13 protein-coding genes are annotated in these 13,657 nt (G+C 67.9%); all 13 read left to right on the top strand.

Features of this window, described 5'->3' with window-relative positions; all coding sequences use genetic code 11:
• The 13 genes from CJ014_RS06755 to CJ014_RS06695 all read left to right on the top strand — a co-directional run bounded on the left by CJ014_RS06755 (position 1) and on the right by CJ014_RS06695 (position 13,656).
• Positions 1-807, top strand: coding sequence for a creatininase family protein (locus CJ014_RS06755; protein ID WP_100079759.1), 807 nt, complete (start codon positions 1-3; stop codon positions 805-807).
• A 383-nt stretch (positions 808-1,190) separates the two neighbouring features.
• Positions 1,191-2,006, top strand: a complete 816-nt coding sequence (locus tag CJ014_RS06750) for a DeoR/GlpR family DNA-binding transcription regulator (RefSeq protein WP_100079858.1) — start codon at positions 1,191-1,193, stop codon at positions 2,004-2,006.
• Positions 2,003-2,944 carry an N-acetylglucosamine kinase gene (locus tag CJ014_RS06745; RefSeq protein WP_100079758.1) on the top strand — a complete coding sequence of 314 codons (942 nt, stop codon included), beginning with the start codon at positions 2,003-2,005 and terminating at the stop codon, positions 2,942-2,944. Before CJ014_RS06750 ends, CJ014_RS06745 begins: the two co-directional genes overlap by 4 nt.
• A 29-nt stretch (positions 2,945-2,973) precedes the next feature.
• Entirely contained in the window at positions 2,974-4,224 is a 1,251-nt protein-coding gene (locus tag CJ014_RS06740; RefSeq protein ID WP_100079757.1) for an extracellular solute-binding protein, read from the top strand.
• Between the two features lie 179 nt (positions 4,225-4,403).
• Positions 4,404-5,303 (top strand): carbohydrate ABC transporter permease, encoded by a 900-nt coding sequence (locus CJ014_RS06735; protein WP_100079756.1) that lies wholly within the window; start codon positions 4,404-4,406, stop codon positions 5,301-5,303.
• Between the two features lies 1 nt (position 5,304).
• Entirely contained in the window at positions 5,305-6,177 is an 873-nt protein-coding gene (locus CJ014_RS06730) for a carbohydrate ABC transporter permease (RefSeq protein WP_100079755.1), read from the top strand.
• Between the two features lie 38 nt (positions 6,178-6,215).
• On the top strand, positions 6,216-7,169 hold the full coding sequence (locus tag CJ014_RS06725) for an SIS domain-containing protein (protein ID WP_100079754.1): 954 nt from the start codon (positions 6,216-6,218) through the stop codon (positions 7,167-7,169).
• 56 nt (positions 7,170-7,225) lie between these two features.
• Positions 7,226-8,311: an ABC transporter ATP-binding protein gene (locus tag CJ014_RS06720; protein ID WP_100079753.1), complete on the top strand. Its 1,086-nt coding sequence runs from the start codon at positions 7,226-7,228 to the stop codon at positions 8,309-8,311.
• 4 nt (positions 8,312-8,315) lie between these two features.
• The gene (locus CJ014_RS06715; RefSeq protein ID WP_100079752.1) at positions 8,316-9,593 is read left to right on the top strand and encodes a D-tagatose-bisphosphate aldolase, class II, non-catalytic subunit; all 1,278 of its coding nucleotides are present in this window, start codon (positions 8,316-8,318) and stop codon (positions 9,591-9,593) included.
• A gap of 133 nt (positions 9,594-9,726) precedes the next feature.
• Entirely contained in the window at positions 9,727-10,554 is an 828-nt protein-coding gene (locus CJ014_RS06710) for a TolB family protein (protein WP_100079751.1), read from the top strand.
• Between the two features lie 414 nt (positions 10,555-10,968).
• On the top strand, positions 10,969-11,886 hold the full coding sequence (locus CJ014_RS06705) for a MurR/RpiR family transcriptional regulator (protein ID WP_245427162.1): 918 nt from the start codon (positions 10,969-10,971) through the stop codon (positions 11,884-11,886).
• Positions 11,855-12,685, top strand: a complete 831-nt coding sequence (locus tag CJ014_RS06700; protein ID WP_207765685.1) for a transketolase — start codon at positions 11,855-11,857, stop codon at positions 12,683-12,685. Before CJ014_RS06705 ends, CJ014_RS06700 begins: the two co-directional genes overlap by 32 nt.
• A complete protein-coding gene (locus tag CJ014_RS06695; protein WP_100079749.1) occupies positions 12,685-13,656 on the top strand; it encodes a transketolase family protein in 972 nt (323 codons plus the stop codon). The genes CJ014_RS06700 and CJ014_RS06695 overlap by 1 nt, the downstream gene beginning before the upstream one ends.
• The last annotated feature ends 1 nt before the right edge of the window (position 13,657 follow it).

Raw genomic sequence — 13,657 nt, 5'->3', positions numbered from 1 at the left:
ATGCGCCGCTACTGGACCGACCTCACCACCCGCGACGCGGCGGCGCTGCCGCCCGATACCGTCGCCATCCTGCCGGTCGCCGCCGTCGAGCAGCACGGACCGCACCTGCCCGTCGGCACCGACGCCTTCATCAACCGCGGCATGATCGTCCGCTTTCTAGAACTTCTGCCAGACAATGTGCCGGCCGTCGTGCTGCCCGAGCAGACGGTCGGCGCCTCCGCCGAACATCTCGATTTCGCCGGCAGCCTGGCATTTTCACCGGCCCGCCTGATCGACAACTGGACGGACATCATCGCCTGCGCCGCCCGGGCCGGCGTCAGGCGCTTCCTGATCTTCAACAGCCATGGCGGCCAGAGCGGCTTCCTCGCCCACGCCGCGCTCGACCTGCGCGTCCGCCTCGGCCTGTTCGTCGCCTATGCTGCCTGGTTCGACGCCGGCTATCCCGAGGGCATGTTCACGCCCGAGGAGATCGCCTACGGCATGCACGGCGGCGCCATCGAAACCAGCCTGATGCTGCACCTCCGCCCCGACCTGGTCCGCCAGGACGAGATCGCCGACTTCCAGCCGGTCACCCGGGAGATCGAGGCCACGGCGCGCCAGTTCTCGGCCAACCCCGGCAACGGCCGCCTCGGCGGCTTCGGCTGGAAGGCGCAGGATCTCCAGCGCTCCGGCGTTACCGGCAACGCCGCCGCCGCCACGGCCGAGAACGGCCGCATCCTCCTCGACCACGTGGCGACACGGCTCGTCGAGCTGGTCAGCGACCTCGGCAAGGCCGACGAATTCGTGACGCGCTACACCGCCGGCTAGCCATGCCGTAAGCCGGTTTGACAACCGGCCTTGTTGTCCGGGATAGCGCGAGACTGCGCTGTCCCGGCGGGAAAATTGCGGCTAGAACCCAGCGACCGGGCCGCCGCCTTGCCTCTACGCGATCGCATGCCCCGCCGCGACCAGCCCGTGGGCTGCTCGCTCCGGTCGCCGCCGACAGGAACCGTTCCCTGAATTATTTCATGGCGCTGCCGACCGGGAGGCAACCCTCCCGGGGCGGTTCTCGGCACGTCCGCCAGCGGCCCGGCGACTGGCCAAAGCTGCCGGATGCTCATTTACCGACCAGCCGGGCATCCAAAACGATCACTATATCATCAAATTTCTGATTGACATTGATCGTTCCCTGGATCCTAATCCGACGTACGATCACAAAGGATCAAAACATGAAGGACGACCGCCTGTCGGCCATCCGCCATTACCTGTTCGAAAAAACCTCCGCCTCGATCCACGAGATCGCCGAGGCGGTGGGGGCTTCGCTGCCGACCGTCCGGCGCGACCTGCTCACGCTCGAAACCGAAGGGGCGGTTCATCGCACCCATGGCGGCGCCCGCATCGCCGATTCCGCCGGCATCGAGGCGGCCTTCGAGGTGCGCGAGCAGACCTGCATCGCCGCCAAGCGGGCGATCGGCCTCGCCGCCTATGCCGACCTCAGGCCGGACATGTCGGTGTTTCTCGACGCCGGCACCACCGTGCTGCAGGTCGCCCGCCGCATCCGGATGAATCCGCTGCCGCTTTCGGTGTTCACCAACTGCCTGGCGGTGGCGCAGGTGCTGACCGACATCCGCGACGTCCAGGTGACGCTGCTCGGCGGCCGCCTCCGCTCGCGCAACGCCTCGGTGCTCGGCGCGCTGGCCGAAAGCATGCTGGAACGGCTGTGGTTCGACCAGCTTTTCCTCGGCGCCAGCACGGTCGGCGACGACGGCTGTACCTACACGATGGACGAGGACGAGGCGCGCCTCAACGAGAAGATGATCACCCGGGCGGCGCGCACCACCGTCCTCGCCGACGCCAGCAAGTTCGGCCCGCGCGCCACCTACAAGGTGACGCCGCTCGACGAGCGGCTCGACCTGATCACCGACGACAGCCTCGCCGCCCATTGGCTCGACAAGCTGGCGCAGGCCGGCTGCCGGACGCGAACGGTCGGCCTCGAGGCCGACGAACCGGACGGAGACGCGCCATGAGCGAGGTCGTCCTCGGCGTCGACAGCGGCGGCACCAAGACCGTCGCGGCCCTGGTGACGGCGGATGCCGGCATCGTCTCGCTGCGGCATTTGCCGAGCCTCGATCCCACCGCCGACGGCGACTGGACCGCCGGGATCGCCGCTCTCGCCGCCGGCGTCGATGAAGCCGACCTCCGTGCGTCGGCCTTCGGCCTGCCGTTTCACGGTGAGGTCGACGAATATAGCGAGGCGCAGATCGCCGCCGTGCGCCTCCACTTCCCGCGGCATGCCATCGTCGAGAACGACGTCCGCATCGCCTTCGACGGCGCCTTCGCCTGCGGCGCCGGCGCCCTCATCCTGGCCGGCACCGGTTCCATGGCCTGGGCGAGCCTCGGCGAAACCGACAGTCCGCATGTCCGGGTCGGCGGCTGGGGCGATATCTTCGGCGACGAAGGCAGCGCCTACTGGCTCGGGCGCGAGGTGCTCGCCCTGCTGTCGCGCCATATCGACGGCCGCGAGCCGTCGCCGGCCTTCGCCGGCCGGATGTTCGCCGCCATCGGCATCGCGCCGGACCGGTTGATGGCCTGGTGCTACGGGCTCGAAAGCCGCCGTTCGGGCATCGCCGGCCTCGCCCGCCACGTGACCGCTCTTGCTACGGACGGCGATGAGGTGGCCGGCCGGCTGATCGAGCGGGCCGCCGCCGAACTCTCGGAACAGCTCGCCACCGCCTGGCGCCGCTGTGGCGGCACGGCGCCCATCCGCTGGAGCTACGGCGGCGGCGTGTTCAACGCCGCCGGCGTATTGGACCACATGGCGGCGCGCCTCGGCACGCCGCCATCGGTGCCGCGTCTGCCGCCCGTCGGCGGCGCGGCGCTCAGGGCAGCCCGGCTCGCCGGCTGGGCTGTCGATGACGCCTGGGTCGACCGCTTGGGCGCCGCCCTGCGGCCGGCTCTCGCCTGAAGGCATTCTGACCAAGAAGGGGAACGATAATGAAAAGACGCGATTTTCTTGCCTCAGCACTGACCTTGCCGCTGCTCGCCGCCTTTGCCGGCAGCGCATTCGCCGCCGACACGCTCACCGTGCTGTTGCCGCCCTGGGGCACGCTGCCCAAGGAGATGACCGACCGCTTCGCCAAGGATGCCGGCGTGACGCTCGATGCGCAGACGCTCGGCTGGGACGACATCCGCACCAAGATCATCACCTCGATGGTGGCCGGCACGGCGCCGGCCGACGCCACCGAGGTGGACTGGTCTTGGGTCGGCCAGTTCGGCTCCGCCGGCTGGTACGAGCCGCTCGACGACAAGATCGACAAGACCGTCGTCGGCGACATCCCGACCGCCTCGATCTTCCGCTACGACGGCAAGCTTTTGGCCGTGCCCTACAGCAACGATTTCCGCATCCTGATCTACAACAAGGCCCACCTCGACAAGGCCGGCATCAAGGCGCCGCCGACGACGCCCGACGAACTGCTGGCCGCCGCCAAGGCGGTGAAGAGCGCCGGCATCGCCGAATATCCGATCGGCCTGCCGCTGTCGGCGACCGAGGGTACCTCGACCGCCTGGTATCTGCTGACCAAGGCCTTCGGCGGCGACCTGTTCGACAAGGATTTCAAGCCGCTGTTCACGGCCAAGGACTCCGGCGGCTACAAGGCGCTGGCCTTCGAGATCGGCGCGCTGAAGGACGGGCTGATCGACCCCGCCGCCACCGGTCTCAAGGACGTCGAGGTGCACGAGGTCTTCAAGGCCGGCAAGCTCACCTTCGACGTCGCCGGTTGGGCCGGCAATCTCTCCGTCTACAGCGATCCGGCCAAATCGCAGGTGGCCAACGACGTCGCGGCGGCGCTGATGCCGTCCGTCACCGGCAAGTCGCGCACCTTCGGCCTGCCCGAGGCGGTCGGCATCCCGACCGGCGCCGCCAACGCCAAGGCGGCGGAAACCTTCATCACCTGGCTGAACATGCCCCAGAACCAGATCGCCGCCTACGAGACGCTCGGCAACCTGCCGCCGCGCATGTCGGTGCTCAGGACACTCAACGAGCAGGGCAAGCTGAAGCAGGGCGACGTGCTGCTCGAACAGGCGGCGGTCGTCGAACCGCTGATCGCCCAGGGCACGCCCGGCTGGTATCCGCAGTTCTCGACCGCGGTGGCGAGCGCCATCAACCAGGCGGCCAAGGGGCAGCTCGGCGTCGACGAGGCCATCGCGGCGATCGCCAAGGCGGCGGAGGATGCGCAGAGCAACTGATCGCCGGTCCCGACCGTCGTCCGGGAGCCAGACCGGACGACGGAGCCGGCTCGTCGCTGCCGCATCGTGAAGGCGGCGCCTGCCCGCCGCCTCACCGCTTTCTTTCCTGCCATGGCGCCGCCCGACGCCCAGGACGCGATCCCGTGCCCTGACGGTCGCCTGGAGAACACAGAGTTCCGATGTCCACCTCTTCTCCCAGACGAAGCCGAAAGCCGGGCGAACTCGCCCTTGCCGCCGCGCTCGTCGTTCCCATCGTCGTGGTGATGGGCGGCTTGGTGTTCTGGCCGCTCGCCACGTCGGTGCTCGACAGCTTCTACCGGATCGATCCGATGCGGCCGGGCACGCCCTTCGTGGGTCTTGCCAACTACGGCTCGCTGCTTGCCGACGCCAACACGCGGGCGGCCTGGCTCAACACCTTCGCCTACGTGGCGATGGCGGTGGTGCTGGAGACGATCGGCGGCATGGGCGCGGCGCTGCTGCTCAACCGGGTGAAGCACGGCCGGCAGTGGCTACTGGCCATCACCGTGCTGCCCTGGTGCCTGCCGCCGGTGGTCAACGCCATCGTCTGGATGTGGATCTTCAATCCGAGCTACGGCCTGCTCAACCACGCCCTGCTGTGGCTCGGCGTCATCGACGCCCGCAAGGTGTGGTTCAACGACCAGGCGACGGCGCTGTTCCTGGTGTCGCTGGTGCATGTCTGGCGCATGATGCCGCTGACGGCGGTGATCCTGCTGGCGGCTCTCCAGAGCATTCCGCGCGACCTCTACGAGGCGGCGCGGCTCGACGGCGCCGGGCCGATCAAGAGTTTTCGTCTTGTGACGCTGCCGCTCATCTCGAGCGGTCTCGCCATCGCGCTCAGCCAGTCGACGGTGTTCGCCTTCAACCTGTTCGACGAGGCCTGGATCCTGTCCGGCTCCAGCCTCGACACCCGCTCGGTGATCATCCAGGTCTACCTGACCGCCTTCCAGAACCTGCGCTTTTCGAGCGGCATGGCCCTGTCGATCCTGGCGATGCTCGCCTCGCTCATGGTGTCGCTGATCTACGTGCTCAGGGTCTATCGCGAAACGAGGTACGACTGACATGCGCAGCCTGATATCAACGCTGCCCAGGCGGATCGGCACCGCCGTCGCCGTGGCCCTGCTGGTCGCCTGGTCGCTCGGGCCGATCTACTGGTCGCTGGTCACCTCGCTGACGCCGCCGCTGCACCTTCTGGGGACGCCGTCGCTGTGGCCGCGGGAGATCACCTTCGAGCACTACGCCAAGCTCGTCGGCGCCACCAGCGTCTCGCAGGGCAACGCCGTCCAGTCGGTGTGGCCGCAGTTCTCGGCGGCGCTCGTCAACAGCCTTGTCACGTCGGGACTGGCCACCGTGGTGACGGTGGTGATCGCCGCCTTCGGCGCCTATGCCTTCGTGCGCCTCGAATTTCCCGGCCGCGACCTGTTGTTCGTCGCCGTGGTGGCGACGCTGGCCATCCCCGCCTACACGGTGATGATCCCGCTCTATCGGCTGATGATCTCGCTGAAGCTGATCGACACCTACACCGGCATCACGCTGATCTACGTCTCGGCCTTCCTGCCGCTGGCGCTGTGGCTGATGCGGTCGGTCTACCAGGCGATGCCGATTTCGCTCGAGGAGGCGGCCTGGCTCGACGGCGCGGGGCGCATCTACACGCTGGTGCATATCGTGCTGCCGCTGTCGGCGCCGGGGCTGATCGCCAGCGCCATCCTCACCTTCCTCAACGCCTGGGGCCAGTTCATGGTGCCCCTGGTGTTCTCGCCGACGCTCGCCACCAAGCCGCTGACCGTGCTGATCCCCGAATTCGTGACCCGCAACTACATCGACTTCGGCCTGATGAACGCCGCTGGCATCCTCGCCATCATCCCGCCCGTTCTGCTCGTGCTGTTCCTCAACCGCTATCTCGTCAGCGGGCTGATGGCCGGCGCGACCAAGTGACCCCCAGAGAATAGACAGTCAAACAAGGACGACTTTCCATGAACACCACCGAACGAGTCATCGTCGAGCAGTTCCCCTTCTGGGAAAAGGCGATCGACATCGCGCTGCCGACCATCGAGGCCGACACCTTCGTCTTCGTCGGCTGCGGCACCTCCTATTATGTCGCCATGAGCCTCGCGGTCGCCTTCAACGAGAACGGCAAGCGCGCCATCGCCGTCGCCGGCTCGGAGTGGGCGCTGCGGCACCGCTCCTACCTGCCCGACCTGACCGGCGCCGTGGTGGTCGGCATCTCGCGCAGCGGTGAATCGACCGAAGTGGTGCAGGCGGTGCGGGAAAGCCACAAGCTCGGCATCCGCACGCTGGCCATCACCTGCGAGAAGGACAGCTCGATGGCCAGGGCGGCCGACATCGTCGCTTTCGCGCCGACCCACCCCGACGAGGGCATCGTCATGTCGTCGTCGGCCAGCCTGATGCTGCTGATGGGCCTGCGCATGGCCGGCGTGACGGTGGAGCCGGCGGTGGTGGCCGGCGCCCGCGCCACGGTGGCGGCGATGGGCGAGAAGGCGCCGGCGGTGGCGGCCGGCCGGCACAAGTTCGTGGTGCTCGGCGGCGGCGTCTATTTCGGCATCGCCTCCGAAGGCGCCCTCAAGCTGCAGGAAATGAGCATCTCGGTGTCGCAGCCGTTCCACACCATGGAATACCGGCACGGCCCGATGAGCCTGGCCGACGAGGACATGCTGGCGGTGATGCTCTACAGCGAGGACCAGCCGGCCGAAGAGGCGAAGCTGGTCGCCGAGCTCAGGGCCAAGGGCGTCAAGGTGATCGGCCTCGGCGGGCCGGGCGACCTCAGCCTGCCGATCGCCACCAGGGGCTTGCAGCGTTCGCTGGAGATGCTGGCGGCGATGCAGATCCTCGGCGAGCGGATCGCCAACGCCAAGAACATCGACAGCACCCAGCCGCGCCACCTCTCCAAGGTGGTGGTGCTCGGCTGAATGCGCTTGGGCCGCCGGAAACCGGCGGCCCGCACGATCCACTGCAGGAGTTTTCCATGGCCACCGTCGACATTCATCGCCTCGTCAAGCGCTACGGCACCGAGGAGGTGATCCACGGCATAGACCTCGCGATCCGCGACGGAGAATTCATCTCGCTGATCGGCGCGTCCGGCTGCGGCAAGTCGACCCTGCTCAGGATGATCGCCGGGCTGGAGGACATCTCCGGCGGCACCATCTCGATCGACGGCCGCGAGGTCAACGACGTGGCGCCGAAGAACCGCGACATCGCCATGGTGTTCCAGAACTACGCGCTCTATCCGCATCTGTCGGTCGCCGACAACATGGGCTTCAGCCTGAAGCTGCGCGACGTGCCGAAGCCGGAGATCAAACGGGCGGTCGCGGAAGCGGCCGAGCTTCTCGGCCTGACGCCCTATCTCGAGCGCATGCCGAAGGCGCTGTCGGGCGGCCAGCGCCAGCGCGTCGCCATGGGGCGGGCAATCGTCCGCAAGCCGCGCGTCTTCCTGTTCGACGAGCCGCTCAGCAACCTCGACGCCAAGCTGCGCGTGCAGATGCGCACGGAGATCAAGGCGTTGCAGCGGCGGCTCGGCACCACGTCGATCTACGTCACGCACGACCAGATCGAGGCGATGACCATGTCCGACCGCATCGTCATCCTGAATGGCGGCCGCGTCGAGCAGGTCGGCGCGCCGCTCGACGTCTACGACCGGCCGGCCAACCTGTTCGTCGCCACCTTCATCGGCTCGCCGGCCATGAACCTCATCGAGGCGACCGTTCGAAGGGATGGCGACCGGTTGGCCGCCGACACCGACGACGGCCTGCGCCTGCCGCTCGACGGCTACGAAGTGGCGGAAGGAACGGCAGTGACGGTCGGCGTCCGGCCGGAGCATCTGACGCTTGCCGAGGCCGGCACGCCGGGGGCGCTCGCCATCGCCGTCGACCTGATCGAGCCGACCGGCCACGAGACGCACGTATTCGGCCGGCTCGGCCGGCACCAGGTGGTGGTTGCTCATTCGGGACGGGTGACGGAAGCGGGCAGCGTCTTCGTCACCATCGCGCCGGGCGGCCTGCATCTCTTCGACCGGACGAGCGGCCAGCGTATTGACACGGCAGAGAGGAGCTGAAGACATGTCCCCCAATCCGCTCAGCGACATTTCCACCTGGCGCTTCCGCGCCTCCGGCTTGCGCGGCATTCCGTCGATCTGCTCGGCCCACCCGGTGGTGATCGAGGCGGCGATGCGGCACGCCGCCAAGCTCGACCTGCCGGTGCTGATCGAAGCCACCTGCAACCAGGTCAACCAGGACGGCGGCTACACCGGCATGACGCCGGGCGATTTCCGCGACTTCGTCGAGACCATCGCCAGGAAAGTCGGCTTCCCGTTCGATCGCGTCGTCCTCGGCGGCGACCACCTCGGCCCCAACCCGTGGAAGAAGCTCTCCGCCTCCGAGGCCATGGACAAGGCCAGGGTGATGATCGGCGCCTTCGCCAAGGCCGGCTTCACCAAGCTGCACCTCGATACCTCGATGGGCTGCGCCGGCGAGCCGGTGGCGCTGGCCGATGCGCTGACCGCCGAGCGGGCGGCGTCGCTGGCCGCCGTCGCCGAGGCGGCGACCAGGGACGCCGCCGTCAAGCCGATCTACATCGTCGGCACCGAGGTGCCGATCCCCGGCGGCGCCATGGAGGAGATCGAAGAACTGGAGGTCACCAGGCCCGAGGCGGCGCGCGAGACCATCGCCGTCCACCGCGAGGCGTTCGCCAAGGCCGGCATCACCGACGCCTTCGAGCGGGCGGTCGGCGCCGTGGTGCAGCCGGGCGTCGAGTTCGGCAACCACAACGTCGTCGCCTTCGATGCGGAGAAGGCGGCATCGCTGTCGGCCGTGCTCGCCGACCTCAAGGGCTTCGTGTTCGAGGCGCATTCCACCGACTACCAGACGCCGGAGGCGCTGAAGGCGCTGGTCGACAACGGCTTCTCCATCCTGAAGGTCGGCCCTGCCCTGACCTTCGCCTTGCGCGAGGCGCTCTACGGCCTCGACCACATCGCCGAGGTGCTCTACGCCGGCCGCCGCAAGGAGACGCTGAGGGCCACCTTCGAGCGGGTGATGCTCGCCCATCCCGACAACTGGGCCAAGTATTACTTCGGCACGCCGGACGAGCAGCGGCTGCAGCGCCACTTCAGCTATTCGGACCGCATCCGCTACTACTGGCCGGAGCCGGAGATCGCCAGGGCGGCCGAGGAGCTGCTCGCCCTGTTCGGTACCGCCACAATATCCGAGACGCTGATCAGCCAGTATGTTCGCGGCGTCTACGAGGGCGTCCGGCGCGGCCGGGTCGAGCCCACAGCCCACGGGCTGTCGCTCGCCATGGTCGACCTCGTCCTCGAAGACTATTTCAAAGCCTGCCTCTGAGGTGGGCAAACGGGACCGGGAAGAGGAAGCTCCCGCACACCACCGGATCCGGCGCCACCTGCGTGTTGCGCAATGGCAGTTCGTCGCGATGACGGATATTGTCGCCGGGGCGGCGTGATTTCGGGGGACGTCTATGGGCAGCGAAGTTGCAATCTTCCGCCTCGAAAGCCGGACGGTGGAGACCGTTCTCAAGACCGACCGGCTGGTCGAGGCGCCCAACTGGACCAAGGACGGCAAGGCGCTGGTGATCAACGGCGACGGCCGGCTCCATCGGGTCGAGCTTGCCCGGCCGGCCATGGTCGAGATCGACACCGGCTTTGCCGGCAACTGCAACAACGACCACGGCATATCGCCCGACGGCACGCTGCTGGCGATTTCCGATTCCACCGAGCGGGGATCGAGCGGCATCTACACGCTGCCGATCGGCGGCGGGCCGCCGACCGCCGTTACCGACGAGGTGCCGTCCTATTGGCACGGCTGGTCGCCGGACGGCGGGACGCTCGCCTATGTCGCCAACCGGACCGGCACCTTCCAGGTCTTCACGATCCCGGTCGGCGGCGGCGCCGAGAGGGAGATAACCTCGGATTTCGACCACTGCGACGGCCCGGACTATTCGCCGGACGGCGCCTGGATCTGGTTCAATGGCGAGAGGAACGGCGCCGTCGATTTGTGGCGCATCCGTCCCGACGGCAGCGATCTCCAGAAGATGACCGGCGACGAACGGGTCAACTGGTTTCCGCACCCCTCGCCCGACGGGCGTCACATCGCCTATCTCGCCTATCTGCCCGGCGTGAAGGGCCACCCGCGCGACGAGCACGTCGAGCTTCGGCTGATGCCGGCGGAGGGCGGCAAGCCGGAAGTGCTGCTGCCGCTCTACGGCGGCCAGGGCACCATCAACGTGCCGTCCTGGGCGCCGGATTCCGCCGCTTTCGCCTTCGTGCGCTACGATCGGGATAAATAGGCAGGCCGGAACGGCAGGCGCCGTTCGCCTCGCGGCCAGACCGTTTTCCTCGAATGACGATCCGAGGCACGGGCGAACGCACGGACCTCGGCCCGCGCCGATGTGCCCGATTGCCGACGTTTCGCTGGCGGTCCCCATGCCGGGCCGTTGAATTGCGCCTTCATCGCGCACCCATTCCCCATCCTTTCGCAAGCCCCTGCATTCAGGTCTTCGCCGACGCGATACTATCCGTCGGCACGCGCCCTGCGTGCGCGACAAAATGTCTCAAAAACTATTGCTAATCGAAAAATGTGAGGTAATATGAAGCATAGAAAAACAACGAAGGTCGCCACGACGAAAACGTCGGGGACCGCCCAAGGGGAGGACGGCGTCATGACCGACGCCACGTCGGGAGCGGAGGAATCCGTGTCCCTGATGACTCGGCTGTCGCAGGCGGACCTGAGCTCCGCCGAAAAGCGGCTGATCGAGACGCTGTTCTCCCTGGCCGACTACGAGCTCGCCACGTTGACCTCCGCGGCGTTGGCGGAACGGGCCGGCGCCTCGCGGGCGACCGTGGATCGTCTGGCCCGCCGGTTCGGCTATGCGGGACAAAAGGAGATGAGGCACGCTCTCCTCCGGGAGAGCCGGGCGATGCGGGCCGGGGTCGACGAGATCGTCACGCCGTCGCCGCAGATCGCGCTCGACGACGGGCCGGTGGAGATCGCCTACAAGGTGTTCAACAACGCCTCGGTCAGGGCGCTGAAGTTCGCCGAATTGCTGGCCCAGATCGACGTGCTGCCGCGCCTCGTCACGGCGATGCATGACGCGCGCTCGATCCAGTTGTTCGGCGCCGGCGCTTCGGCGGTGGTGGCGCTCGACATGCACCAGCGCCTGGTCCGTCTGGGGCTCAGGATCAGCATGGCGCAGGATGCCCACACCCAGATCGCCCAGGCGGCGCTGATGGGCGAAGGCGACCTCGCCGTTGCCATCTCCTTCTCCGGCATGACCCGCACCACGGTGGAAGCCGCGGCAACCGCCCGTTCGCGCGGCGCCAGCGTGGCGGCGATCCTGGCCAGGGCGCAGTCGCCGCTCGGCGACATCGCCGACCTCAAGGTTCTGACGCCGCCCGGCGTCGGGCTGTTCGGCACGGATGCGTCGATGACGCGCATCCTGCAGATGATGCTGAACGAAGTGCTCTTTCACTGCCTGGCGGTGAAGGACGTGGGCCTGCTCGAAAACGTCAGACGCATCGACGCGGTGCTCAACAGCGAAAAAATCGGAGCCGGAGATTTCCGTCGCCGGCCAGCAGGGAGCGATGATCGTGACCGACCAGAAGGACATCGAGAAACTTGAAGCGTCCGCGCGACGAATAAGGGCGCATATCCTGACGCAAATCAACGCGGCCGGTTCCGGCCACCCCGGCGGCAGCATGTCGTGCGTGGAAATCCTGGCGGCGCTGTTTTCCCACCGGGCCGCCGCCGGCGCCGGCTGGTTCGGCCGCAACGCGCGCGATCATGTCATCCTGTCCAAGGGGCATGCCGCCCCTGCCCTTTACGCCACCTTCGCCGAAGTCGGCATGATCCCCGAAGCCGAGCTCCGGACGCTGCGCCAGCTCGGCAGCCGCCTGCAGGGCCATCCCGATCGGACCCGCCTGCCGGAAGTGGAGATGTCGACCGGCTCGCTCGGTCAGGGCCTGTCGGTCAGCCTCGGCATCGCGCTTGCCCTCAAGCTCCGCAAGGAACCGTTCTATTCCTACGCCATCCTCGGCGACGGCGAGATCAACTCCGGCCAGATCTGGGAGGCCATCGCCTACGCCGGCGCCAACAGGATCGACCGGCTGGTGGCCATCCTCGACGCCAACGGCATCCAGAACGACGGCCGCATCGAGGAGGTGCTGGAGCTTCGCCCCTACGCTCCCAAGCTCGAGGCCTTCGGCTGGGCCGTCCGCGAATTCGACGGCCAGAACATGGCCGAGGTGGTCGACGCCGTCGACTGGGCCTCGTCGGACGCGCCGGGCGACAAGCCGCGCTTCCTGATCGCCCACACCACCAAGGGCGCGGGCGTCTCCTTCATGGCCGATCGGGCGGACTGGCACAGCCACACGGTCAGCGACGAACAACTGAAGGCCGGTCTCGAGGAGGTGATGGGCTGATGGCTGCTACCCCTACCAACGTTCCCGAAGGCTATGTGTCGCTGCGCGACGTCTTCGGCGACGCCATCATGGCGCTCGGCGCCCGCGATCCCCGCATCGTCATGCTGGATGCCGATCTGGCCAGCTCCACCCGGACGATGAAGTTCAAGAAGACCTATCCGGATCGCCACTACAACTTCGGCATCGCCGAGCAGAACATGGTCGGCGCCGCCGCCGGGTTCGCGATCTCCGGCTACATCCCGTTCGTCAATACCTTCGCGTCCTTCCTGACGCGGCGGGCCTGCGACCAGATCGCCATCTCGGTCGCCTATCCGAAGCTGAACGTCAAATTCTTCGGCTTCCACGGCGGCATCAACCTCGGCGAGGACGGCGCGACGCAGCAGGCGGTCGAGGATCTCGCCATCATGCAGGGCATCCCAGGCATCCGCTGCTACGCGCCGATCGACGGCAACGACCTCGCGCGCGTCATGAACGAGGTGGCCGACGTCGAGGGACCGACCTACGTCCGCCTGTCGCGCTTCCCCTCGCCGCTGCTGACGCCGAAGGTGGCATCGGCCGACGAACGCGCCGCCGCCTGCCGCCTGCTCACCGAGGGAGGCGACCTCCTGGTCTTCACCACCTCGACGCTGGCCGCCAAGGTGATCGAGGCCGCCGCCGCCCTCAAGGCGGAGGGCATCGGCATCCGCGTCCTCGGCATCACGCGGCTGAAACCGCTCGGCGAGGAGATCGCCGCCGAGGCGGAGGAGTTCGCCGGCAAGTCGATCGCCGTCGTCGAGGAGCATTCCATTCATGGAGGTCTCGCCGACGGACTGTCGGCCTTGCTCGACGGCGCCGGCATCTCCCATCGCATCGAGCGCATCGGCGTGCCCGACCGCTTCGGCGAGTCCGGCCATCCCGACGCCCTGCTCGAAGCCTTCGGCTTGGCCGGGGCGCCGCTCAGGGAGAGGCTCAAGGCCGCCGCCAGGGGGTGAA

The organism is Pleomorphomonas carboxyditropha (assembly GCF_002770725.1).
In the GTDB taxonomy this organism is placed as follows: domain Bacteria; phylum Pseudomonadota; class Alphaproteobacteria; order Rhizobiales; family Pleomorphomonadaceae; genus Pleomorphomonas; species Pleomorphomonas carboxyditropha.
Note: the sequence above shows the minus strand (reverse complement) of the source record. Positions and strands in the feature narration are given on the sequence as shown.